This window comes from Pigmentiphaga kullae (genome assembly GCF_004216695.1).
In the GTDB taxonomy this organism is placed as follows: domain Bacteria; phylum Pseudomonadota; class Gammaproteobacteria; order Burkholderiales; family Burkholderiaceae_B; genus Pigmentiphaga; species Pigmentiphaga kullae.
In genome coordinates this window covers 683,309-705,204 of record NZ_SGXC01000003.1, presented here as the reverse complement: position 1 = coordinate 705,204, position 21,896 = coordinate 683,309, and the positions used below count along the sequence as shown (strand labels likewise).

28 protein-coding genes and 1 tRNA gene are annotated in these 21,896 nt (G+C 67.6%); 16 read left to right on the top strand and 13 right to left on the bottom strand.

From position 1 onward, the window contains the following. Positions 1-4 precede the first annotated feature (4 nt). Positions 5-877, bottom strand: a complete 873-nt coding sequence (locus EV675_RS26120) for a polyprenyl synthetase family protein (protein ID WP_423213253.1) — start codon at positions 875-877, stop codon at positions 5-7. A gap of 37 nt (positions 878-914) precedes the next feature. Further along, positions 915-1,169: an exodeoxyribonuclease VII small subunit gene (locus EV675_RS26115; RefSeq protein ID WP_124692427.1), complete on the bottom strand. Its 255-nt coding sequence runs from the start codon at positions 1,167-1,169 to the stop codon at positions 915-917. Positions 1,170-1,444: 275 nt separating this feature from the next. Between EV675_RS26115 and EV675_RS26110 the strand changes: the two genes are divergently transcribed. From EV675_RS26110 to EV675_RS26100, 3 genes are all read left to right on the top strand, one after another. Beyond that, positions 1,445-2,611 (top strand): aromatic ring-hydroxylating oxygenase subunit alpha, encoded by a 1,167-nt coding sequence (locus tag EV675_RS26110; RefSeq protein WP_130361408.1) that lies wholly within the window; start codon positions 1,445-1,447, stop codon positions 2,609-2,611. 279 nt (positions 2,612-2,890) lie between these two features. Beyond that, the gene (locus EV675_RS26105) at positions 2,891-3,052 is read left to right on the top strand and encodes a DUF1328 domain-containing protein (RefSeq protein ID WP_087780828.1); all 162 of its coding nucleotides are present in this window, start codon (positions 2,891-2,893) and stop codon (positions 3,050-3,052) included. Positions 3,053-3,074: 22 nt separating this feature from the next. Beyond that, positions 3,075-3,401 carry a BON domain-containing protein gene (locus EV675_RS26100; protein WP_130361406.1) on the top strand — a complete coding sequence of 109 codons (327 nt, stop codon included), beginning with the start codon at positions 3,075-3,077 and terminating at the stop codon, positions 3,399-3,401. Between the two features lie 383 nt (positions 3,402-3,784). Here the strand turns inward: EV675_RS26100 and htpX are convergent, their stop codons facing one another. Then, positions 3,785-4,666 (bottom strand): protease HtpX, encoded by an 882-nt coding sequence (gene htpX / locus EV675_RS26095; RefSeq protein WP_130361404.1) that lies wholly within the window; start codon positions 4,664-4,666, stop codon positions 3,785-3,787. A gap of 277 nt (positions 4,667-4,943) precedes the next feature. On the opposite strand from htpX, the gene EV675_RS26090 reads away from it, so the two are divergent. The 5 genes from EV675_RS26090 (at position 4,944) to EV675_RS26070 (ending at position 10,747) form a co-directional block, all read left to right on the top strand. Continuing rightward, entirely contained in the window at positions 4,944-5,780 is an 837-nt protein-coding gene (locus EV675_RS26090; RefSeq protein WP_423213244.1) for a DMT family transporter, read from the top strand. 83 nt (positions 5,781-5,863) lie between these two features. Then, positions 5,864-6,865 carry an LLM class flavin-dependent oxidoreductase gene (locus EV675_RS26085; RefSeq protein ID WP_130361400.1) on the top strand — a complete coding sequence of 334 codons (1,002 nt, stop codon included), beginning with the start codon at positions 5,864-5,866 and terminating at the stop codon, positions 6,863-6,865. A gap of 36 nt (positions 6,866-6,901) precedes the next feature. Then, positions 6,902-7,684, top strand: coding sequence for a 3-hydroxybutyrate dehydrogenase (locus EV675_RS26080; RefSeq protein WP_130361398.1), 783 nt, complete (start codon positions 6,902-6,904; stop codon positions 7,682-7,684). A 205-nt stretch (positions 7,685-7,889) separates the two neighbouring features. Then, positions 7,890-9,059, top strand: coding sequence for a patatin-like phospholipase family protein (locus EV675_RS26075; RefSeq protein WP_130361396.1), 1,170 nt, complete (start codon positions 7,890-7,892; stop codon positions 9,057-9,059). A 5-nt stretch (positions 9,060-9,064) separates the two neighbouring features. After that, positions 9,065-10,747, top strand: coding sequence for a Na/Pi cotransporter family protein (locus tag EV675_RS26070; RefSeq protein ID WP_130361394.1), 1,683 nt, complete (start codon positions 9,065-9,067; stop codon positions 10,745-10,747). 3 nt (positions 10,748-10,750) lie between these two features. On the opposite strand, the gene EV675_RS26065 is transcribed toward EV675_RS26070, so the two are convergent. The 4 genes from EV675_RS26065 to EV675_RS26050 form a co-directional block, all read right to left on the bottom strand. After that, positions 10,751-11,608 carry a ZIP family metal transporter gene (locus EV675_RS26065; protein WP_130361392.1) on the bottom strand — a complete coding sequence of 286 codons (858 nt, stop codon included), beginning with the start codon at positions 11,606-11,608 and terminating at the stop codon, positions 10,751-10,753. A 55-nt stretch (positions 11,609-11,663) separates the two neighbouring features. Then, a complete protein-coding gene (locus EV675_RS26060) occupies positions 11,664-12,212 on the bottom strand; it encodes a PIN domain-containing protein (RefSeq protein WP_130361953.1) in 549 nt (182 codons plus the stop codon). A gap of 74 nt (positions 12,213-12,286) precedes the next feature. Next, on the bottom strand, positions 12,287-13,162 hold the full coding sequence (locus EV675_RS26055; RefSeq protein WP_130361390.1) for a dienelactone hydrolase family protein: 876 nt from the start codon (positions 13,160-13,162) through the stop codon (positions 12,287-12,289). A 41-nt stretch (positions 13,163-13,203) separates the two neighbouring features. Then, positions 13,204-14,196, bottom strand: a complete 993-nt coding sequence (locus tag EV675_RS26050; protein ID WP_130361388.1) for a GGDEF domain-containing protein — start codon at positions 14,194-14,196, stop codon at positions 13,204-13,206. A gap of 77 nt (positions 14,197-14,273) precedes the next feature. Between EV675_RS26050 and EV675_RS26045 the strand changes: the two genes are divergently transcribed. The 3 genes from EV675_RS26045 (at position 14,274) to EV675_RS26035 (ending at position 15,808) form a co-directional block, all read left to right on the top strand. Continuing rightward, the gene (locus EV675_RS26045) at positions 14,274-14,714 is read left to right on the top strand and encodes a hypothetical protein (protein WP_207222054.1); all 441 of its coding nucleotides are present in this window, start codon (positions 14,274-14,276) and stop codon (positions 14,712-14,714) included. A 64-nt stretch (positions 14,715-14,778) separates the two neighbouring features. Continuing rightward, entirely contained in the window at positions 14,779-15,249 is a 471-nt protein-coding gene (locus EV675_RS26040) for a hypothetical protein (protein WP_130361386.1), read from the top strand. Positions 15,250-15,304: 55 nt separating this feature from the next. Next, positions 15,305-15,808 (top strand): DUF6496 domain-containing protein, encoded by a 504-nt coding sequence (locus EV675_RS26035; RefSeq protein ID WP_130361384.1) that lies wholly within the window; start codon positions 15,305-15,307, stop codon positions 15,806-15,808. Positions 15,809-15,813: 5 nt separating this feature from the next. On the opposite strand, the gene EV675_RS26030 is transcribed toward EV675_RS26035, so the two are convergent. Continuing rightward, positions 15,814-16,128 carry a hypothetical protein gene (locus tag EV675_RS26030; RefSeq protein WP_124690381.1) on the bottom strand — a complete coding sequence of 105 codons (315 nt, stop codon included), beginning with the start codon at positions 16,126-16,128 and terminating at the stop codon, positions 15,814-15,816. 197 nt (positions 16,129-16,325) lie between these two features. On the opposite strand from EV675_RS26030, the gene EV675_RS26025 reads away from it, so the two are divergent. After that, positions 16,326-16,562 carry a hypothetical protein gene (locus EV675_RS26025; RefSeq protein ID WP_087839677.1) on the top strand — a complete coding sequence of 79 codons (237 nt, stop codon included), beginning with the start codon at positions 16,326-16,328 and terminating at the stop codon, positions 16,560-16,562. 21 nt (positions 16,563-16,583) lie between these two features. Here the strand turns inward: EV675_RS26025 and EV675_RS26020 are convergent, their stop codons facing one another. Next, the gene (locus tag EV675_RS26020) at positions 16,584-17,075 is read right to left on the bottom strand and encodes a CinA family protein (protein ID WP_130361382.1); all 492 of its coding nucleotides are present in this window, start codon (positions 17,073-17,075) and stop codon (positions 16,584-16,586) included. Positions 17,076-17,315: 240 nt separating this feature from the next. Here EV675_RS26020 and EV675_RS30255 point away from each other — a divergent pair, with 240 nt between their 5' ends. Continuing rightward, the gene (locus EV675_RS30255; protein WP_124690384.1) at positions 17,316-17,570 is read left to right on the top strand and encodes a KGG domain-containing protein; all 255 of its coding nucleotides are present in this window, start codon (positions 17,316-17,318) and stop codon (positions 17,568-17,570) included. A 60-nt stretch (positions 17,571-17,630) separates the two neighbouring features. On the opposite strand, the gene EV675_RS26010 is transcribed toward EV675_RS30255, so the two are convergent. Further along, positions 17,631-18,062 carry a CBS domain-containing protein gene (locus tag EV675_RS26010; RefSeq protein WP_130361380.1) on the bottom strand — a complete coding sequence of 144 codons (432 nt, stop codon included), beginning with the start codon at positions 18,060-18,062 and terminating at the stop codon, positions 17,631-17,633. Between the two features lie 158 nt (positions 18,063-18,220). Between EV675_RS26010 and EV675_RS26005 the strand changes: the two genes are divergently transcribed. After that, positions 18,221-18,508: a hypothetical protein gene (locus EV675_RS26005; RefSeq protein ID WP_130361378.1), complete on the top strand. Its 288-nt coding sequence runs from the start codon at positions 18,221-18,223 to the stop codon at positions 18,506-18,508. A gap of 86 nt (positions 18,509-18,594) precedes the next feature. Next, positions 18,595-18,670 (top strand) — tRNA-His (locus EV675_RS26000). Positions 18,671-18,828: 158 nt separating this feature from the next. Here the strand turns inward: EV675_RS26000 and EV675_RS25995 are convergent. From EV675_RS25995 to EV675_RS25985, 3 genes are all read right to left on the bottom strand, one after another. Continuing rightward, positions 18,829-19,032, bottom strand: coding sequence for a cold-shock protein (locus tag EV675_RS25995; RefSeq protein WP_124690387.1), 204 nt, complete (start codon positions 19,030-19,032; stop codon positions 18,829-18,831). 601 nt (positions 19,033-19,633) lie between these two features. Continuing rightward, the gene (locus tag EV675_RS25990; RefSeq protein WP_130361376.1) at positions 19,634-19,819 is read right to left on the bottom strand and encodes a hypothetical protein; all 186 of its coding nucleotides are present in this window, start codon (positions 19,817-19,819) and stop codon (positions 19,634-19,636) included. A gap of 119 nt (positions 19,820-19,938) precedes the next feature. Further along, entirely contained in the window at positions 19,939-20,199 is a 261-nt protein-coding gene (locus tag EV675_RS25985) for a hypothetical protein (protein ID WP_130361374.1), read from the bottom strand. 159 nt (positions 20,200-20,358) lie between these two features. Here EV675_RS25985 and EV675_RS25980 point away from each other — a divergent pair, with 159 nt between their 5' ends. Next, positions 20,359-21,894 carry an alpha-amylase family glycosyl hydrolase gene (locus tag EV675_RS25980; RefSeq protein WP_130361372.1) on the top strand — a complete coding sequence of 512 codons (1,536 nt, stop codon included), beginning with the start codon at positions 20,359-20,361 and terminating at the stop codon, positions 21,892-21,894. Positions 21,895-21,896: the final 2 nt, after the last annotated feature.

Sequence of the window (21,896 nt, the reverse complement as noted above, 5' to 3'; positions counted from 1 at the left end):
CCGTTCAGCGGTCGCGCAGCACGATGAAATCGGCCAGCGCGGCCAGGCGCGCACCGCCCGCGCCCAGCGGAGCGATGGCCTCGTGCGCGGCCTGGCGCAGTTGTTCCGCCAGGGTCCGGGCCTCGTCCAGGCCCAGTATGGATACATAGGTGGGCTTGTCGGCGGCCGCGTCCTTGCCGGCCGTCTTGCCCAGGCGCGCCGAGTCGGCCGTGACGTCGAGGATGTCGTCGACCACCTGGAACGCCAGCCCCACGGCCTGCGCATAGCCGTCGAGCGCCGCGCGCTGGACCGAGCTCGCGCCCACCACGATGCCGCCCAGGGCGGCGCCGGCGCGCAGCAGCGCCCCGGTCTTGAGCCGGTGCATGGCTTCGAGTTCATCCCGGTTTAGCGGCTTGCCGACGCTGGCCAGGTCGATGGCCTGGCCACCCGCCATGCCCAGGCTGCCGGCCGCTGTCGACAGTACCTGCACCGCCTGCACGGTCAGGCCGGGGGCAATCGGCATGCCCGCCAGGGCTTCGAAGGCCAGGGCCTGCAGGGCATCGCCCACCAGCAGCGCCGTGGCCTGGCCGAACTCCACGTGCACGGTCGGGCGGCCGCGGCGCAGGACGTCGTCGTCCATGCACGGCATGTCGTCATGCACCAGGGAATAGGCGTGGATCAGTTCGACCGCGGCGGCGGCGGCGTCCAGCGCCACCTCGCTGCCGGCGCCGGATGCTGCGCAGGCCTCGCCCGCGGCATAGGTCAACATGGGGCGCACGCGCTTGCCCCCGCCCAGCACCGCATAGCGCATGGCGCCATGCAGCGTGCGCGGCTCGGTATCCTGGGCGGGCAACAAGCGCGCCAGCGCCTGTTCGGCGCGCACCCCGCACGCCGCCATCCAGGCGGAAAAATCTTCGCGACTGCCAGCCATCAAGTCAGTCCCCGGCCTCTTCGAAGGGACGCAGCAATTCTCCCTCGAGGACCCGGACCTGCTGCTCGGCGCGCGCCAGCCTGTCCTGGCAGACCCGCACGAGGTCGACGCCGCGCCGGTAGGCGGCCAGCGAGGACTCCAGCGGCATGGAGCCGTCCTCCATCATCGCCACCAGCGCCTCGAGCTCGCCCAGCGCGGCCTCGAAGTCCTGAGGCAGGGCCTGCGCGGGGGCGTCGCCCTGCGCATCGGGAACATTCACGGATTTGTCGGCCAATCAAGCCTCCTGGGTCTCGTCACGGCATCGAACCCGGAATTGTACGGGATGCCGGGAGTCCACCCCCGCCGCGTCCGGGGCCGGACCGGGGAGGTGGCGGGGACTTCCACGGCCGTCCGGGGTACAATAGCCGGCTTGATCGGGCAGATCATTTTCTTCGCGCCAGCACCATCTGCGAAGTCCAAACACCGCTCCAGGTCGCGTAAGGGGTGGTTTCGCAGCGAGGGGGACTGGCTTCACAACTCTCGCGGAGGGAAGTCATGACCGATATCGGTCGCGTGGCACACGTGGCGGCGAGCCGAGCGCAGCTCCCAGTCAGTGCCTATTTCGATGAAGCGCGCTTCGCGCGCGAAATGCAAAACATCTTTGGCCAGGCCCCGATGTACGTGGGCCACCAGAAAGGCGTCCCCGAAGTCGGGGACTACCGTACCCTGATACAGGAAAACGACGGCCGGGTGCTGGTGCGCAACCAGGGCGGCGTCGAACTGCTGTCCAACGTCTGCCGTCACCGGCAGGCGCTGATGCTGGGCAAGCACCCGGCCGGCGGCGAACGGCAGGCCGCGCATTGCAGCGGCAACCTGGGCCGCCCGGGCAACATCGTCTGCCCGCTGCACCGCTGGACCTACGACGCCCGCGGCAAGCTGATCGGCGCCCCGCTGTTCAGCGAAACGCCGGGTCTCGACCTGCAGCGCTTCGCGCTGCAGGAATGGAACGGCTCGCTGTTCGAGTCGCCCCGCGCCGGCGGCCGCCAGATCGCCACCGAGCTTGCCGCCCTGGACGGCAGGCCCGAGTTCGATTTCAGCGACTATGTCCTGGACCGGGTGCAGGTGCACCAGTGCAACTACAACTGGAAGACGTTCATCGAGGTCTACCTCGAGGACTACCACGTCGGTCCGTTCCACCCCGGCCTGGGCCGCTTCGTCACCTGCGACGATCTGAGCTGGGAATTCGGCGACTACTACAGCCTGCAGCGGGTGGGCGTGCACAACGCGCTGGCGCACCCCGGCTCGGGCGTCTACCAACGCTGGCACGATGCCCTGCTGGCCTACCGCAATGGCAGCGCGCCGGAATTCGGGGCGATCTGGGTCACGCATTTCCCGACCCACATGATCGAGCTGTATCCGCACACGCTGGTATTGTCGACGCTCTATCCCAAGAGCCCGCAGGAAACGGTCAATATCGTCGAGTTCTATTATCCCGAGGAAATCGTCCATTTCGAACGCGATTTTGTCGAGGCCCAGCAGGCAGCCTATATGGAAACCGCCGTCGAGGACGACGAGATCGCCGAACGCATGGACGCCGGCCGCAAGGCATTAATGCAACGCGGCGCCAACGAGGCCGGGCCCTACCAATCGCCCATGGAAGACGGCATGCAGCACTTCCATGAGTGGTACCGGCAGGCGATGGACGAGCCGGAAAATATGTAAAGACGTAACTTTTGTCTGACTGCCCATCAAAGCGCCCTTCACGGGCGCTTTTCTTTTTTTCAATCGCCGCAAGCCCCTGTCGCTCATGGCGCACTTGAAGGCGATCCCCACCGATCTGTAATAAATACACGGCAATTCGGCGGCATGCGCATCATTACAAATATACACACTGCCGCCTTGTCAACGCAGGGAGCGGCGCGTAGCTTTTAAAACGAAAGCCGGGCCCGGATGCATATAGGCCGGATTTTCGCCATAGCCAAAAAAAGACGGGAGAAAAGCATGCTGCATTATGCAGTCGTATTTTTCGTCATCGCCATCATCGCGGCGGTCCTGGGATTCGGCGGCATTGCCGCCGGTGCCGCGTCGATCGCGAAGATACTGTTCTTCATTTTCATCGTGCTTGCGGTCCTGTCGCTGCTGAGCGGCCTGTTCCGAAAATGATTCACGCCCAAGGAGAAAAATCATGAACGTTCGCACCCTGCTCGTCGCCGGCATCATCGGTACCGCCACGGTCATGGGCGGCTGCACGGCAACCCGCACCCAGCAATCCGCGGGCGAATACGCCAGCGACGCCGCCATCACCGCCAAGGTCAAGGCCGCCCTGGTCTCGGCCAAGGACGTCAGCGCCGTCGACGTCAACGTCGAAACCTTCCGCCGCACCGTCCAGCTCTCCGGCTTCGTCAACTCCCAAGCCGAAGCCGCCCGCGCCGTGGAAGTCGCCCGAGGCGTCGAAGGCGTCCAAAGCGTCCGCAACGACCTCCGGGTGAAGTCGTCCCCCCCTACGCGCTGACGCGCGCCCCCCAGGGGCGGCACTGGCGGACCGGAAGGGAAGCCCAACCCCACGCCCTTCGGGCGCCCCCCTCAAGGGGGCGATGCAGGTGGACCGGCAAAGCCGGATCCACCGCATCCTGGGGTACCAAACGGCTGGCGAGGACTGGCGTTTTTACCAGGTCTGCTGGATAGAAAACAAGAACGGCCTTGCATCGATTGCAAGGCCGTTCTCATTTCATCCATGCCGAAGACGAAGACCTAGGGCACCGCGGATCCGGCTTTGCCGGTCCGCCAGTGCCGCCCCTTGAGGGGGCGCCCGAAGGGCGTGGGGGTGGGCCTCCCTTCCGGTCCACCTGCATCGCCCCCTGGGGGGCGCCCGCAGGGCGTAGGGGGGGACCTCTACTACCCTTTTGCGTTCATCAGGGCGCGGATGCGCTGCTCGATGGGCGGGTGCGAGGCGAACAAGGCGCCGAAGCCCTTGCCGCCGCCGGCGATGCCGGAGGCCTCGAAACTCTTGGGCAGTTCGCCCGGCTCCATGCCGCCCAGGCGGGCCAGCGCGCGGATCATCGGTTCGCGCGAGCCCAGCAGGTAGGCCGAGCCGGCGTCGGCGCGGTATTCGCGCAGGCGCGAGAACCAGGCGACGATGATGGAGGCGACGATGCCGAACACGAGTTCACAGACGATGACGGTGGCGAAATAGCCGATCCCGCCGCCGCGTTCGTTCTTGAGCACCATCCGGTCGACCACGTAGCCGACGACGCGCGCCAGGAACACCACGAAGGTGTTGACCACACCCTGGATCAGGGTCAGCGTGACCATGTCGCCGTTGGCGATGTGGGCCACTTCGTGGCCCAGTACCGCGCTGACTTCTTCCTCGGTCATGCCTCGCAGCAGGCCGGTGGATACCGCGACCAGCGCGTCGTTCTTGAAGGCGCCGGTGGCGAAAGCATTGGGCTCGCCCTCGTAGATGGCGACCTCGGGACGGCCGATGCCGGCGCGGTCGGCCAACTGGTGCACGGTGTCGACCAGCCATTGCTCCTCGGCGCCGTTGGGCGCGTTGGGGTCGATGACCCGGGCGCCGGTGCTCCACTTGGCCATCGGCTTGCTCATCAGGAGCGAGATGATGGAACCGGTGAAACCGACGACGAGCGAGAAGATGGCCAGCGACTGGATGTCCAGGCCGTTCGCGGTCAGAAAACGGTTGACGCCGAGCAGACTCAGCGTCGCCGTCAGGACCAGCATGACGGCGACGTTGGTCGCCAGAAATAGCATGATGCGTTTCATGAGGGCAGGATGCTCCGAAAACCTTTGATGTTTTGTCCGGGGGTGGGTTTTCCCCTCGGCCACCGGGAACCGCCCCGCGCGGCGCCGAATGTGACGGCAACAGGCATCGGGAAGTTCCCTCCGGCCGCCGCAGAACGGCGAGAGGGACGATACCCGTTTCCCGGTTGGGGCTATATGGTAGCCGGGACGATGATTTCAAGGCGAATACTGGGGTTAACCCCAGAAGCTACAATCGAGGCCACCTCATCGCCGCCCGCCCTCCATGCAAGCCCTCTGGATGCTTTTCGCTTCGCTGATGTTCGCGATCATGGCCATGTTCGTGAAATTCGCCTCGGAAGAGGCCAGCCTGGGGCAGATCATCCTGTTCCGGGGGCTGCCCACGGCGGCGGGCATCCTGGCGTGGGCCTGGGCCACCCGGCGCGTCGTGATCCCGCCCACCTGGCGGCTGCACATCATGCGCAACGTCGCCGGCGTGGGGTCGATCTGGCTGTCGTTCTTCGCCATGGGCCGGCTGCCGCTGGCGACCGCGATCACCCTGAACTACACCTCGCCGCTGTTCATCGCCGGCTGGATGATCTGGCGCCAGCACGACCTGACCGACCGGCTGCGCACGCTGGCGGTCGTCATCGGTTTCATCGGCGTGATCGCGATCCTGCGCCCCACCCTGGATCACTCGCAATGGCTGGCGGCGCTGCTGGGCCTGGCCGCCGGCAGCCTGACGGCGATCGCCGTGATGCAGGTGCGCTCGCTGGGCCAGTCCGGCGAACCCGAATGGCGCATCGTGCTGTTCTTCGCGCTGTCGTCCTGCCTGACGGGCGGCGTCGCCACCTCGGTCACCGGCTGGCAGCCGCCCTCGCTCTATGGCTGGTTCACGCTGCTGGGCGTCGGCATCAGCGGGCTGCTGGGGCAGTTCGCGATGACGCGGGCGTTCAGCCGCGGCTCGGCCGCCCTGTCCTCGGTGCTCCAGTACAGCACCATCCCGTTCTCGGTGCTGCTCGGCTTCCTGTTCTGGGACGATCATCCCGACATGCTGGGCTGGGCCGGCATGGTGCTGATAGCGGCGGCGGGCCTGGTCTCGACCTGGCGCACGCTGGCGCTGGCCCGGCGGGCCTGAGCTTCCCCACGCCGGCCATGCTGGGTTGCAGCAAAACGCCGTCGGGTTCACACTTGATGCGTTAACGGCCGTCCCCTCCTCCCATGTCCCCGAAGCTGTCCGTCCTCGACCTGAGCCCCATTCCCGCCGGCTACACGCCCACCGACGCCCTGTCCAACAGCGTGGACCTCGCGCGCCAGGCCGAGGCCGCGGGCTATCATCGCTACTGGCTGGCGGAACACCACAACACCGGCATGCTGGCATGCTCGGCACCCGAACTGCTGATCTGCCGGATCGCCGGCGCCACCACCCGGCTGCGCGTGGGATCGGGCGGCATCATGCTGCCCAATCACAGCCCGCTGAAGGTGGCCGAGACCTTCCGCGTGCTGGAAGCGATGTTCCCGGGCCGGATCGACCTGGGCCTGGGACGCGCGCCCGGCACCGACCCCGTGACCGCCAGCGCGCTGCGCCGCGGCCATGCCGATGCCGACGAATTCCCGCAGCAACTGGCCGATCTGGTCGGCTACCTGAAGGACGTCATGCCGTCCGACCATCCCCATGCGCGGGTGCGCGCCACGCCCGTGGGCGTGCCCTGCCCGCCCATCTGGATACTCGGCTCCAGCCTGTTCGGCGCGCGCGTGGCCGCCGCCAACGGCTTCGGCTTCGCCTACGCCCACCATATCGTGCCCGAGAACGTCCATGCGGCGATGCGGCTCTATCGCGAGGAATTCCGCGCATCGCCGTTCGGCCACGAGCCGCGCGCCATCCTGGCGGTGTCGGCCGTCTGCGCGCCTGCCGCCGACGAAGCCGAGCGCCTGGCCTCCACCGCCGACCTCAGCATGATGCGCACGCGCAGCGGCCGCACCCGCACCCCGCTGCCCAGCGTCGAGGAAGCCCTGGCCTACGTCTACCAGCCCGATGAAGAGGCGCTGCGCCAGTACAACCGCACCCGCATCCACATCGGCACGCCCGAGGCGCTGGCCGGCTCGATCGGCGCGCTGGCCCGGGCCACGCAGGCCGACGAGGTCATGATCAACTCCCAGATCCACAGCCACGAGTACCGGGTCCGCAGCTACCAGTTGCTGGCCTCGGCGCTGCTGGCCTGACCGCTTCCCACCCACGCGCATACCAAGGGATACAACATGCAGCTTCATGGAAAAGTCGCTCTCGTCACCGGCGCGGCCAGCGGCATCGGCAAGGAAATCGCCGACACGCTGGCCGCGGCGGGCGCCGCCGTCGCCATCGCGGACATCAACCTGAAGGCCGCCCAGGCGGTGGTCGACGAACTCAAGCTCAAGGGCTGCCAGGCGATGGCGGTGGACTTCGACGTGACCGACGAAGCGGCGGTCGAGCGCGGCACCCAGCAGGTGGTCGACACGTTCGGCAGCGTGGACATCCTGGTGTCCAACGCCGGCATCCAGGTCGTCAATCCCATCGACCAGTTCGCGTACGCCGACTGGAAGAAGGTCATGGCCATCCACGTGGACGGCGCCTTCCTGACCACCAAGGCGGCCCTCAAGCACATGTACCGCGACGATCGCGGCGGCATCGTGATCTACACGGGGTCGGTGCATTCGCACGAGGCCTCGCCGCTGAAATCGGCCTACGTCACCGCCAAGCACGGCCTGCTCGGCCTGGCCCGCGTGCTGGCCAAGGAAGGCGCCAGGCACAACGTGCGCTCGCACGTGGTCTGCCCCGGCTTCGTGCGCACGCCGCTGGTGGAAAAGCAGATCCCCGAGCAGGCCCGCGAACTCGGCATCCCGGAAGACGAAGTGATCAAGAAGGTCATGCTGGGCAACACCGTGGACGGCGAATTCACCACCCTGCAGGACGTTGCGCAGACCGTGCTGTTCCTGGCCACCTTCCCCACGGCAGCCTTCACCGGACAATCGTTCGTCGTCAGCCACGGCTGGTATATGCACTAGAGATGGGAGCCCCCCCCTACGCGCTTACGCGCGCCCAGCATGGTGAGCCCCCAGCCGCTGCGCGGCAGCCCCCCGAGGGAGCCGGGGCCCGCCTTGGGACGGCCCGGCGCCGGACCCCGTCGGGCGGCACTGGCGGACCGGCGGAGCCGGATCCGCGGTGCCCTGGGTCCGGAGACATCCGCTACGTGCGCCATGGGTGACTGAAATGACTCGTTCCATCCAATCGCGGCGCGGCGAACTCGGCTACGACACCGTCGCGCTCGTCCTGCAGGGCGGCGGCGCGCTGGGCTCCTACCAGGGCGGCGTCTATGAAGGCCTGGCCGAGGCCGGGCTGCATCCGGACTGGATCGCCGGCATTTCGATCGGCGCGATCAACGCCGCCGTCATCGCCGGCAATCCGCCCGAGCGCCGGGTCGAACAATTGCAGCGGTTCTGGGACCACATCTGCCGTCCGCCGCTCTTGCCGCCCACGCCGGTCGACGCGCTGCGCGATGCGCTGGCCCATCTTCCCGGTCCGGCCGGCGCCGCGCTCAGCGCCTGGGAGGCCTGGCGCGCGGTGCTGGAAGGACAGAACGGCTTCTTCGTACCCAGGCAGGTGCCGTCATGGCCCATGCAGCACGACCCCGGCACCGCCAGCGTCTACGACAGCGCGCCGCTCAAGCGCACGCTGGAGGAGTTCGTCGACTTCGACCGGCTCAACAACGGCGGGACCCGCATCTCGGTGGGCGCCGTCAACGTCCGCACCGGCAACTTCGCCTATTTCGACAACACCGCCCGGGTGCTGACGGCGGACCACATCATGGCCTCGGCCGCCTTGCCGCCCGGCTTCGCGCCGGTCGAGATCGACGGCGAATACTACTGGGACGGCGGCGTCGTCTCGAACACGCCGCTCTACCAGATCCTGCAATCGAGTCCGCGCCGCTACTCGCTGGTCTTCCAGGTCGACCTGTGGAGCGCGCACGGCCAGTTGCCCGGCAACCTGAGCGAAGTGCCCATCCGCCAGAAGGACATCCAGTATTCCAGCCGCACGCGCCTGGTGACCGACTACATGCGCGAGGTGCAGGAGTATCGCGGCCTGCTGCGCGAGCTGCTCAAGCACATGCCGGCCGGGCACGGCCGCGAACCGTGGATGAAGCGGGCGCGCGAGCTGGCCAGCGACCGGCGCATCAACGTGCTGCACCTGATCTACCGCGGCGGGAAATGCGAGGCGCCCTACAAGGATTACCAGTTCGGCCGACTGGGCATGGAAGAACGCTGGAGCGGAGGCCTGGCCGACATACGGCGTACACTTGAACACCCGTCCTGGCTCGAGGTACCCAGCGCCGAACATCCGTTCGTCACGCACGACGTGCACCGGCCCCCGGACGGCCGCTGAACGTCATGAACGCCTATCTCACGCTCTTCGATATCGCCGGTTTCGTCGCCCTGCTGCTGTGGGGGGTGCACATGGTGCAGACCGGCATCCAGCGGGCCTTCGGTCCGCGCCTGCGCACCACCCTGGGCGTGGCGCTGGGCAATCGCGTGTATGCATTCTTCGCCGGCCTGGGCGTAACCGCCATCCTGCAAAGCAGCACGGCCACCGGCCTGATCGTGGCGGGCTTCGCCGCCAACGGCCTGGTGGGCCTGGTGCCCGCGCTGGCCGCCATGCTGGGCGCCAACGTCGGCACCACGCTCATCGTCCAGGTGCTGTCGTTCGACATCTCCCGCATCGCGCCCATCCTGGTGCTGGTCGGCGTGGCCATGTTCCGCCGCGGCAACGCCACCCACGTACGCGACCTGGGACGGGTCTTCATCGGCCTGGGCCTGCTGCTGCTGTCGTTGCACCTGCTGCTCGCGCAGCTCGAGCCCTACCGCGACCTGCCCGCCCTGCGCTCGGCGCTGGAGGCCCTGTCGGGCCAGCCCGGGCTGGCGATCCTGCTGGCCGCCGTGCTGGCCTGGGCCGCGCACTCCAGCGTGGCGATCGTGGTCCTGGTCATGTCCTTCTCGGCCCAGGGGCTGCTGCCCGTCGACGTCGCCTTCGCGCTGGTGCTGGGCGCCAACCTGGGGACGGCGATCAACCCGCTGCTGGAAGGCTCCGCCAAGGACGACCCGCAGGCCCGCCGGCTGCCCCTGGGCAACCTGCTGAACCGCGTGGTGGGGGTGCTGATCGGACTGGCCCTGCTGCATCACATCCATCCCTGGATGACGCAGTTGGCGGGCGACAACGCGCGCGCCGTGGCCAACTTCCACACGGTCTTCAACCTGGCGCTGGCGGCCCTCTTCCTGCCGCTGCTGACGCCCTACGCGGCGCTGCTGCGCCGCTGGCTGCCGGCCAACCCCGCCGCCGACCCGGGACAGCCCCTGTACCTGGACAGCGCCGCGCGCGACCTGCCCGTGGTCGCGCTCGGCAACGCGGCGCGGGAGTCGCTGCGCATGGCGGACACCCTGCAGACCATGCTGCATCACTCGCGCCAGGCGCTCGCCACCGGCGATCGCAAGCGCATCGCGGAAGCTCGGCGCCTGGACGACGTGCTCGACCGCCTGAACGGCGCGATCAAGACCTACGTCGCGGGCCTGGACGCCGACGAGATGACGCGCGAAGACCGGCGCCGGGCCGACGAGATCCTGACCTTCATCACCAATCTGGAACATGCGGGCGACGTCGTCGACAAGAACCTGCTGAACGACATCGGCAAGCTGACCAAGCGGGGGCTCGCCTTCTCGCCCGAGGGGCGGCGCGAACTGGACGACATGCACGGGCGGCTGGAAGCGAACCTGCGCCTGGCCGCCTCGCTGTTCGTGACGGCCGACGCCCGCGCCGCGCGGCTGCTGGCGGCCGAGAAGGAAACCTTCCGCGGCATGGAAGGCCAGGCCACGCAGACCCATTTCGAACGCCTGCGCAGCGGCCGGATCGACACCACGGAAACCAGCGCCCTGCACCTGGACGTCCTGCGCGACCTGCGCCGCATCAACAGCCATCTGGTGGCGTCGGCCGCCTATGCCGCGCCGGAGGTGCTGAGCGCGCCCGGCGGCACGCCCCCGATCGCGGCCGGCGCCCCGAAGGCCGCCGGCACGCCGGAATGACGCTCAGCGCGTGGACGCAGAAGGCGGGGAAGCGGGGTCGGAGGAAATGACCGCCTCGACCGCATGTCCGTTCGCCGGTCCATGGGCATGGCGATGGAACACGGAATTGACGGCATAGATCGCCAGCACGCCGGCCGCGATCAGCACGAATTGCGGCAGGCTCTCGCGCACCGTGGTGCGGCGCTGCATCTGCGGCATCAGGTCCGCCACCGCGATGTACAGGAAACTGCTGGCCGCCAGGGTCAGCACGTACGGCACCCACTGCCTGGAACCGGCCAGCAGGTAATATCCCACCAGGCCGCCGGCGATGGCCGTCATGCTGGACAGCACATTGAACAGCAGGGCCTTCTTGCGGGTGAAGCCGGCGTTGACCAAGACGATGAAATCGCCCAGTTCCTGCGGAATCTCGTGCGCGGCGATGGTCAGCGTGGTCAGCAGGCCCAGCATGGGGTCGGCCAGGAAAGCGGCGGCGATGACGATGCCGTCGCAGAAATTGTGCAGCCCGTCCCCCACCAGCACGGCCAGCCCGCCGCGCCCCGCCTCGTGGGCGTCGTGCCCCGGGGGATGCCCGTGGCCGTCGTGCTCGTGGTGATGGTTGTGGCGCAGGATCGCCAGCTTCTCGAGCATGAAGAATCCCAGCAGGCCCGCCAGCAGCAGCGCGAACAGCACGCGCGTGTCGGCCTCGGAATCGAACGCCTCGGGCAGCGTATGGAGCAGCGCCACCGACAGCATGACCCCGACCGAAAAGCTGATCATCTGGTGAAGAAAGCGGGCGAAATACCGGAAGGCCAGCCAGCCGGCAACGACCACCGACAGAACTCCGCTCGCCAGCGTGGCGAGCAGGATGTAAGTTAAGGTCACGGGATGCTCGTGAAACTCAGTTGCAGAAACAGAAGTATACGTAACTTCCGGAGTTTTACGAATCGATGTCGCCGGCCAGCAGCCGCGCCGTGCGGAACAGGCGTTCGCGCTTCAGAATGGCCGCCGGCGATTCCTCGCGGCCCAGGATCCGGGCATAGTCCGGCAGGCGCCGCAGCGCGGCCACGAGACCGGGCCGGTCCTGGTCCACCCAGGCCGCCAGTTGCCGGTCCGGATCCCGCACGGACACGTCCAGGCGGCGCAGCTCCGAACGGTTGAAATCCTTCAGGTTCCAGGTCAGCACGCACACCTCGGGACGCACCGCCGAGGCGCTGCGGGCACGGCTGGCCAGCCCCGCGGCGACCACGTGCCTGTCCTTGGGATCGCTGTAGTGCAGGCCCACTTCGTAGGCGGAGACATCGCCGGCGTCGGCCTCGGGGAAGCGGCGGCCCATGGCCGCCCACTCCGCCTCCAGCAGCGCCGGCGCGACCTCCCAGATGCGGGCCGCGTTGCGCCGCCATTCCACCCCGATGCGCTCGCTCCAGACCGGCCGGAACCAGCCGGACTGGGCCAGATCCAGAAACAGCGGTCGCAGGATGCTGGACATCAGCACGCAGGCATCCAGGACCAGCCACAGCGGCGGGTGGTCCGCCGCCGGCCGGGATATCGGGGGAACCGCGCTCACAGATGCCGCGCGAACCAGTCCCGGGCCAGCCGCCAGCCTTCCTTCGCATCGGCTTCGCGATAGCTTGGCCGGTAGTCTGCGTGGAATCCGTGGGGCGCATCGCGGAACAGCACGAAGCTCGACTCGCGGGCAGCCGGACCGCCCTTGGCCAGGGCGTCCTTCATCGCATTGATGGACGTCAGCGGAATGCCCGCATCCTGGCCGCCATAAAGCCCCAGCACCGGCGCCTTCACCTGCGCGGCCACGTCGACGGGGTTGAGCGGCTGCAAGGCCGTGGGATCGCCGACCAGCTTCCCGTACCAGGCCACGCCGGCCTTGACCGCGGGGTTGTGGGCCGCATACAGCCAGACGATGCGCCCGCCCCAGCAGAAGCCGGTCACGCCCACCCGCGAACGGCTGCCGCCATGGGCCGCGGCCCAGCGCGCGGTGGCGTCGAGATCGGCCAGGACCTGGTCGTCGGGCACCTTGCTGACCACTTCGGCGGCCAGCTTGGCGATCTCGGTGTACTTGGACGGATCGCCCTGGCGCGCGTACAGCTCGGGCGCGACCGCCAGGTAGCCGGCCTTGGCCCAGCGGCGGCAGACGTCGCGGATGTATTCGTGCACACCGAAGATTTCCTGCACCACCAGCACCACCGGCGCGTTCTTCCTGCCGGCCGGCGCCGCCCGGTAGGCGGGGATCTCGCCGTCGCGCACGGGTATCCTGACCTCGCCCGCGACCAGGCCGTTCGTGTCGGTGCGGACCACCGTCTGGGCCATGACAGGCCCCGCGGCCAGCGTGAAGCCGCCGGCCAGCGTGGTGGTAAGAAAGCCGCGCCGGTTCAGGCTGAGGGGCGGCAGGAGACTGTCGAATTCGGTACCCGGGCTATCCATGGAACCCTCCTTGGGGGCACGGCGGTTGACGAAGAAACGCTTCAGCCCGGCGGAGGTTCGACCGTGTTGCGGCCCCGTTCCTTGGCGCGCGCCAGGGCCGCCTGCGCCCTGGAAAGCGTCGCGTCAAAATCCCCTTGTGCCTGGACCACGCCGGCCGACAAGGTGATCTGCGTGCCCAGGCTGCCCCGCAGCGCGAACTGGCGTCCGCCGACGTGCAGGCGCAGGCGTTCGCACATGGCGACCGTCTCCGCCAGCGAAGCCGGAACGAGCGCGGCGAAGCGATCGCCGCCCACCCGCGCCAGCATGTCGAGCGACGGCAGCAGATTCCTTGTCAGATCGGCCAACTGGCGCAGGATAGCATCGCCCGCGGCGCGGCCCAACGCCTGATTCAGGCGGTCGAAACGGTCGATGTCGATCAGCGCCAGGCACAGCGATTCTCCGCCCTGCCCGGCGCGCGCCATCTCGGCGGGATAGGCCGTGGCCATCCACCGGCGGTTGTACAGTCCCGTGACGGCATCGTGGCTGGCCATGAAGTCGATGCCGGCGGCTGTCTCGCGCGGATCGTGGCGCAGGTTGGCGGCCCGCAGCCTGGCGCTGAGCATGTCCAGCGCGTTCAGCGCGATGCGCGGCACGGTCTCCATCACCGCGCGCAGCCGCGTCGCCTCCAGCGCCACCAGCCGCGCGGGCCATTGCACGGCCACGTACACGGTGCCGCCCTCGGGCCCGACCAGCGCATGCTCGCCCAGGCTGTCGCCGGGCACGAAGCGCGCCACCCGCTTCTGCAGGTCGGCGTCGAGGAAAGCGGCCAGTTGCCCCTCGACCAGCACATAGACATGGTGATTGGGCTCGCCCGGCTGCAGCAGGATCGCGCCATGGGCCAGATGGGTGGCGAAGGCGAATGCCCGGACCAGGCCGCGCTGCTCGGCCGTGCAGCCGGCGAACAGCGGCGAGCGGGCCAGGGCGTCCAGGTCCTCGGCGCTCAGGTCGCCGGGCGCGCCGTCGGGGGGGAGATGGGAGGGGATATGGCCGGTCATGCCCCGTTTATCGGCAGCGCCGCGGGCAAATTGAGTTCGCCCTACAGTTCCGCAGGCCCGCGTCCGATAAGGTGTTCATGAGCCCGCGAACCCTTCTTCTCCGTTCTTCCGCCATCCCGCCGGCCCGCCGCACGCTGCGCGCGGGATGCCGCCTGCTGGCCGCATGCGCCCTGCTGGCGGCGGCCGGCTGCGACTACCTGGGGCTGCAACCCGTCTCGCAGATCGAGGCCAGGAAGGATTCCGAAGGGCGCGCCATCGGCAGCGCCTGCCGCCAGGCGGGCCGGGCGTTGGAAGATTGCTACACGTTCAATCCGCACATGTCCAAGGCCGCCATCTTCACCGGCTGGAAGGAAATGAACGACTACATGCTGCAGAACAGCCTGACGGAAGTCCGCCCGGAGGTCGCGCCGGTGCTGCCCGCCGGCCGCGCCCGTACCAACGCCGCGCCCACCGGCACGTCCATGGCCAACCCGCCCGGCAAGCCGGCGGCCCGCGCGACCGTTTACACTACCCCCTGAGGCCGTCCCGACGCGGACGAGCGCCTTCCGGGAAACGCCGCGTTTCCCGCCCACAGGACATCCCATGTATCGCCGCTTGCCGCTTCTCGTCCTTGCGCTGGTCTCCCTGTACGCCTGCTCGAAATCCCCTCCGGACTCCCTCCCTGCCGCCGCGCCGGCGGCCTCGGCCGACGGCCCGCCCCGCTACGACGCCGAACTGGTCTACGTCGACTTCACCGCCCGCGACCCGCGCGCGCTGGAAAAATACCGCCAGGGCCCCTTCATCGTGACGGGACGCCTGCAGAAGGTCCACATCGTCGGTGCCGGCGAACTGCAACTCGATCTGAAGGCGGCCGATCCGGCCCATCCGGTGCGGGTCTGGCTGAAGTCCGACCCCGCCTGCGACGGCGGGCGCGACTGCCCGGAGCAAGTGGCGCTGGATACGCTGCCGCGCGGCTTCAAGGTCTACCTGGAATGCGAGCGCGCCACGCTGCAGGACGGCATGCCCACCGTGGCCGACTGCGTGCTGACCGGGGCGTCCGGACGCGCCAGCTAGGCGCGCCGTAGGCACGGGGGTTGCTGCACCCAGGCTTTCCGCAAGGAGAGCCATCATGCCGGAACGCAAGACCATCGAAAAAGCGAAGCAGGACAAGCGCCAGGGCAAGTCCGCATCGACCCAGGCCGGCGAATTCGTCAAGGAACAGATCCACCACGTGCGCGAAGGCCGGCACGGCGTCCGCTCGACCAAGCAGGCCATCGCCATCGGCCTGTCGGAAGCCCGCCGCTCCGGCGTGGACCTGCCCGCCCCCAAACCGGGCCGCGCCAGCGCGAAGACCCGGGCCAAGGCCGAACAGGACGTGCGCAAGGGCGACGAGGCCCCGCACAAGAAATCCGCCACGCGCTCACGCGCGACCAAGACCGCGCTGAAACGGGAAGGCAAGTCGGGAGCGTCGAAAAGCGCCCTGGCCGCTCATGCCAAGACGGCGGCCAAGCGCCGCAGCGCGGCGGACAGGTCGGCCGCGGCCAGGAAGGCGGCTCGCACCAAGGGCGCGGCCGGACGCTCGGCAGCCGCCAAGAAGGCCGCCCGTACCCGGGCAGCCAACCGGCACGCCTGAGCGGATCAGTGCAGCCGCGCCACCTTGCGGGCGATAACCTCGGCGCATTCGTCGCTGTCCGACGATTGGAACAATCGGTGGACGACGAATTCGGCGCCGGGGTCGACCCCCAGGGCTTCAGCGGCGGCGCGCCGCACTTCGGGGCTGGGGTTGCAGCAATAGACGCCGGCCTTTTCGGCCGCGGCCGCGGGTTCGGCGCCCAGGTTGGTCAGCCACTCACGATCTTCGTTGAGCGCGCACCAACGCGATTCGCCGGCCGGGTCAGTGGCCGCTACGACAAAACACACCAGCTTCTTACGATCAATCACCATTGTTGCCATGAATACGGCCCTCCAGCGTGCGCCCATCGTAGACCAACCGGGCCTCGATGTCAGCGCCACCATACTGGGATATCTACCTATCCCGAGGTTGGCGAAAACCCTTGTTGAAACACCCTGGGCAGGGAACCGTTAACATGCCGGTTGGACTCGATCCGAGCCTTGCAAATTCCCCAGAACAAGCCGTAGAAGGAGCCAACGTGACCGACCCTGAATTCATGAAGGGACAACTCACCGCCTTGCAGAACGTCGTGAGCATGCTGATTTCGGCCCATCCGAACGCCGAACAACTGCGCCAGGTGATGCAGGCCATCGCACAACAGGTGGAGCCCACGCTGAACGAGGCCCACCCCTCGTTCAAGAAAGGCTGGCAGAACGTCATCGCCACCCTGTGCCAGACCGAGGAAACCGGGTCCGACACGACCGGGCAACACTGATGCCGTGGCGGCCGCGCCATCTTAGGCGCGCGCCGCAAGGTCGGCATAATGCGGCAGGCGCTCCAGCGCATGCCGCGCCGCTTGCTCCCGGACGGCATTGCGTCCGCCCGCGTAGCGGCGCGTCTCGCTGTAGACCGTGATTTCTCCGCCCTGCCCGCGGAACACCCACGCATAGCACTGGGTGCCAGCCGCGACACCGTCGCCACCCCCGTCCGCCACGCCCGTATTGGCGATCGCCACATTGGCCCGGCTGCGCGCCAGCGCGCCCCGGCCCATGGCGCGCGCCACATGTTCGCTGGTCAGGTTGTAGTTGCGCAGGATCCGCTCGGGAACGCCCAGGGCATGCCGCTTCGCATCGGGCGAATACACCACGAAGGCGCAATCGAGCAAGGCGCCGGCCCCCTCCACGTCGGCCAGCATCGCCGCGATCAGGCCCGCCGTGCAGGATTCGGCGGTGACCAGCAGCAGCTTGCGCTCACGCATCGCGCGCGTAATCTCTTCCACGGTCCGCATGCGGGTCTCCCGTATTCCGACACCATGCTCCAGCACGCGCCGTACCCGGCGGGCCCCCAGCATGCCTGCGGCGGCCGCATGCATAAATCACCAGGACTGCGTGTAAATCCTGCCCGCCCCCACGACGCCCGGCCGGGCCAGGGCCAGATACCGCCGGACTGCCCAGCCCAAGCAGGCTGGCACGGGGATTGCGACCCCGCGGGCTCGTCAGCAGAACCATTCCCTATCTTGGAGAACTTCATGCCTACGCTTACGAGCCAGAAGCGCCCCCGGGGCTTTGCCGCCATGGATCCGCAGAAACAGCGGGCCATTTCCGCCGAGGGGGGGCGTGCCGCCCACCAGTCGGGTAACGCGCACGAATTCAATTCTGAGGAAGCCCGGGCCGCGGGCGCCCTGAGCCACGCTCACCGCCAGCGCCGCGCGGCGGAGTCGCAGGCCCAGGCCCAGAGCCCTTCCCGCGAGGAAGCGGTGCAGACGAGCCCCGGAAGCTCGTGATCCCCCCGGCCCCGGCCATCCGGCCGGGGCCATCCGGCCGGGGCCCCGCCAGGCATCGGCCTAACGAAACAACTCCCCCGACGCACGCGCGGGCTCCGAAATGCCCGCCAGCGCATCGTCCGTCCCCCCGGCCCGCGTAGCCAGGTCCCCAAGCGAGACGACCCCGACCAGTTCGTTGTTCGTGCCCAGGATGGGCAGGCGGCGTATCTGCTCGTCCCGCATCTTGGCCTTGACCGTCTCGGCATCCTCGTCGGCATAGCACCAGCTCACATGGGGCGTCATGGCCTCCCTCACCCGTGTCGAGACCGGCGCGCCAGCCGCGGTGCAGCGCACCGCGATGTCCCGGTCCGTCACGACGCCCACCAGCCGGCGGCCATCGCAAACGGGAACCGAGCCGATGTCCAGGTCGGCCATCAATTGCGCCGCGCGCTGGACGGGTTCGTCGGCCGACAGGAAGGCGACGTCGCGGGTCATGATTTCTGCGATCTGCATGGTTACTCTCCTGAAAAAAAACGCCGCGAATGCGGCGTATCCAGGGGCGAGCAACCCCCATTCCCGTGGCGGCCACGAGACCCTTGCGCGAGCCTCTTGATTTCGTCATGATTTTCGGCGGATACTGTATATACATACAGTAACGTGTGCGAAAAACCATGTATACCGTCACCCTGCAAGACTATCCCCAACTGCCCGAGGAACTGCGGCTCCAGGCCGAACGCCGCTACGCCCGTACGCTGGAAAAGGCGCTGGGCGGCACCGAAGGCCTCGCCGCCGCCTACAAGGCCTGGAGCTGGGCCGAGGAATCGCTGGACGAGATCTCGGAAGAGGACAGATCGCTGGCGCTGCGCTGGCAGCGCGCGGCCATCAAGGCGGCCCAGGAAGGCTTCGCGGCGCTGGGCGAAACCGACACGGCCTACTTCGAGGTCAGGCTGGAACGCTAGCGGCCGGGCCGATTCGCGTAATCGCCAGAAATTCGCTAGAATAGCGGTCTCGCTTGATCGGGCTTTCCGGTCAGGCGCTGCAAGTGGTGGCTGTAGCTCAGTTGGTAGAGTCCCGGATTGTGATTCCGGTTGTCGTGGGTTCGAGTCCCATCAGCCACCCCACCCCGCATTCAGCACCCGCGCCAGCCAAGGCGCGGCACCGATCCCCAGGCCAGGCGGCCTCCGGGGATTTTTTATTGCCTGCCGCCGGCCGGAGGCCTTCGCCCAAAACAAAACGCCCCTGCATGGCAGGGGCGTTTTGTCAGGCCGGGACGAACGGCTTACAGGATACGGATCTTGGAAGCCTGCGGGCCCTTCGGACCCTGCACGGCCTCAAAGCTCACCTTCTGGTTTTCATACAGCGTCTTGCGGCCTTCAGCCTGGATTTCCGAGAAGTGGGCGAACAAGTCCTTCCCCCCATCATCCGGCATGATGAACCCGTACCCCTTGTCGTCGTTGAACCATTTAACGATGCCTGTCGCCATGATGCATTTCCTTCTTTGAATATGTGCGTACCGCGATAATCACTTAACCGGGATCAAGAACGGGGCGTGCCCAAATGGAAAGCCGACTTGCCGACCCAACCGAGAGAACCCTAGCCTGACACCTCGAAAATGACTATGCGGCGCATCGTGCGCTTAGTCAACTCGTTTTCGTTTCGTTCGGATACAAGCATATTGCCGGGCATGGGGGGGCTTATATGAATTTTTCTTTACCCATATATCCCTGCGTAAATGCGGGGATATGACCCCTGCGCGCCGGATTCCCAGAAATAGCGCGGCACATCGGCAACAAAGTGGACAAAATCAACTAATTTTTCCAGGGTTAACGCGTAGATTTCACGAAATCAATCCCTCAAACCTATCGTTTTCCCGCATGAGGTAAATACCTACAGGAAAAATGTCCCCATCCATTTGCGGCCGAGAAAAATTTACAAGCGCCTCATCCAATAATTACATGCGAGGGCCTTCTCGATTATCCGCGACGTGGCCCGCCGACTGCGGAACAGGAATTGCGGATAAATCAAAGCGGCGTCACGCACCCACCGCCAAGCGGGCATTTGCGCCCTTGCCCGCATCCATATAATCAAGGAGTAGGCTCATGAATCAACAGAAGCAACCGTCCCCCGGCCAGCAGACGCAAGGCGGCCAGCGCCCCCAGAACCCGCAACAAGGCCAGCAGCAAGGCCAGCAGCGCGGTCAGGAACAACAGCAGCAGGAACAGCAGCAACGGCAACAGACCGGCCAGCAGCAAAAACCCGGGCAGCAGCAACAGAAATCCGGCCAGTAAGACACGCTCGGACCAAGCGTTCCGGCAGGCCAGGGTCCATGCCCTGGCCTGCGTCCTGGAAAACGGGGATGGGCAAGCGCCGGACGCATCCGGCCACGGCGCTACTTTCCTTTTTCGAGCTTGTCGATGTAGCGCCTGGCGGCTTTCTCGGCGTAGCGGTGGGCTTCGAACTCGGTGCCGAACACCTGGTCGTCGCCCAGGTGCTGGTCGGGAGGGATGGGGTGGTACTGCGACCCCGGGTCCAGCGATACCGTGGCGGTTCCCTCGAACAGCGACGTCATGCCGTCGCGGGGATGATTGACCGCACGCGCCACGGTGCGTATGTAATAACCCTTGTAGTGCTCTCCTGCGCCTTCCGACATAGAAGTCTCCTGCAGACGGTACACCCATGAGGCAATGCCACGGCGGAGAAAGTTCAACCGCCGTTCCCCGCCTAGCGTACCCACCTGGCTTGCGGATTTCCCTTGGGAATATCACTTGCTGGACCGCCCGCCCCGACAAGAACAAGGCCGGCAATCCGCATGAATGGCACACGCTCGGACGAAGCCTGGTGGAAGAACGCGGTGGTGTACCAGATCTATCCCCGCTCGTTCGCCGACGCCAATGGCGACGGCGTGGGGGATATTCCCGGCATGCTCGCCCACCTGGACCACGTGCGCGACCTGGGCGCCGATACCGTGTGGGTGTCGCCGATATTCCGCTCGCCCATGGCGGACGCGGGCTACGATATCAGCGACCATTGCGACGTCGACCCGCTGTTCGGCACGCTGGACGATGCGCAGCGGCTGATCGACGAGGCCCACGCACGGGGCCTGCGCGTGCTGCTGGACTTCGTGCCCAACCATACGTCCGACCGGCACCCCTGGTTCCTGGATGCGCGCTCGTCCCGGGCCAGCCCACGGCGCGACTGGTATATCTGGCGCGACGAACCCAACGATTGGCGGGCGGCGCTGGGCGCGGGCAGCGCCTGGACCTGGGACGAGCAGACCGGCCAGTACTACCTGCATTTCTTCCTGCCCCAGCAGCCCGATCTGAACTGGCGCAACCCCGAGGTGGTGGAAGCCATGCACGGCGTACTGCGCTTCTGGCTGGATCGCGGCGTCGATGGCTTTCGCATCGACGTGGCCCACTGCATCGGCAAGGACCCGACCTTCTCCGACCATCCGCGCTGCCTGGCCGGCGAACCGCTGGTGGACTTCAACGACCAGCCCTACAGCCACGAGGTACTGCGCGGCATACGCCGGCTGGTGGACAGCTATCCCGGCCAGCGCGTCCTGGTGGGCGAAGTCAACATCCGTTCGACCGCCAGCATCGTCCAGTACTACGGCGCCGGCGACGAACTGCACATGTCGTTCAACTTCCCGCCGCTGGACGCGCCCTGGGATCCGGTCGTCTTCCGCACCTGCATACGCGAGGTCGATGCCCTGCTGCGCCCGGCCGACGCCTGGCCGACCTGGGTGCTGTCCAACCATGACAACGTCCGCCATCGCACCCGCTACGACGGCTCGCTGCGCCGGGCGCGCGCGGCCGCGATCCTGCTGCTGTCGCTGCGCGGCACCCCGTTCCTGTTCCAGGGCGAGGAACTGGGCCTGGAAGATGCCCGCATCGATCCGCGGCGGCAGGTCGATCCGGGCGGACGGGACGGCTGCCGCGCGCCCCTTCCCTGGAAAGAGGCGCCGCCCCATGGCTGGACCGGCGCCACGCCCTGGCTGCCCTTCCCGCCGGATCCGGCGCGGCAGGCGGCTGAACGGCAATGGGCCGACCAGGGCTCCATCCTCCATCTCTATCGGCAGGCGCTGGCGCTGCGCCGGGCCAGTCCCGCGCTCAGGCTGGGCGACTGGGAAGAACTAGAATCCCCGCCCGAGGTCCTGGCCTTTCGCCGCCGCCGGAGCGACGACGTCCGCCTGGTGTGCGTGAACTTCGCCGCGCAGCCGCGGCGCTTCGCGCCACCGGGAAACTGGCGCATCGCGCTGTGCAGCGACGGCCAGGCGCCGGGCACCGCCTTCGGCGGGGAACTGGCCGGCGACCACGCCGTGATGCTCGAACCGGGGGACTGAGA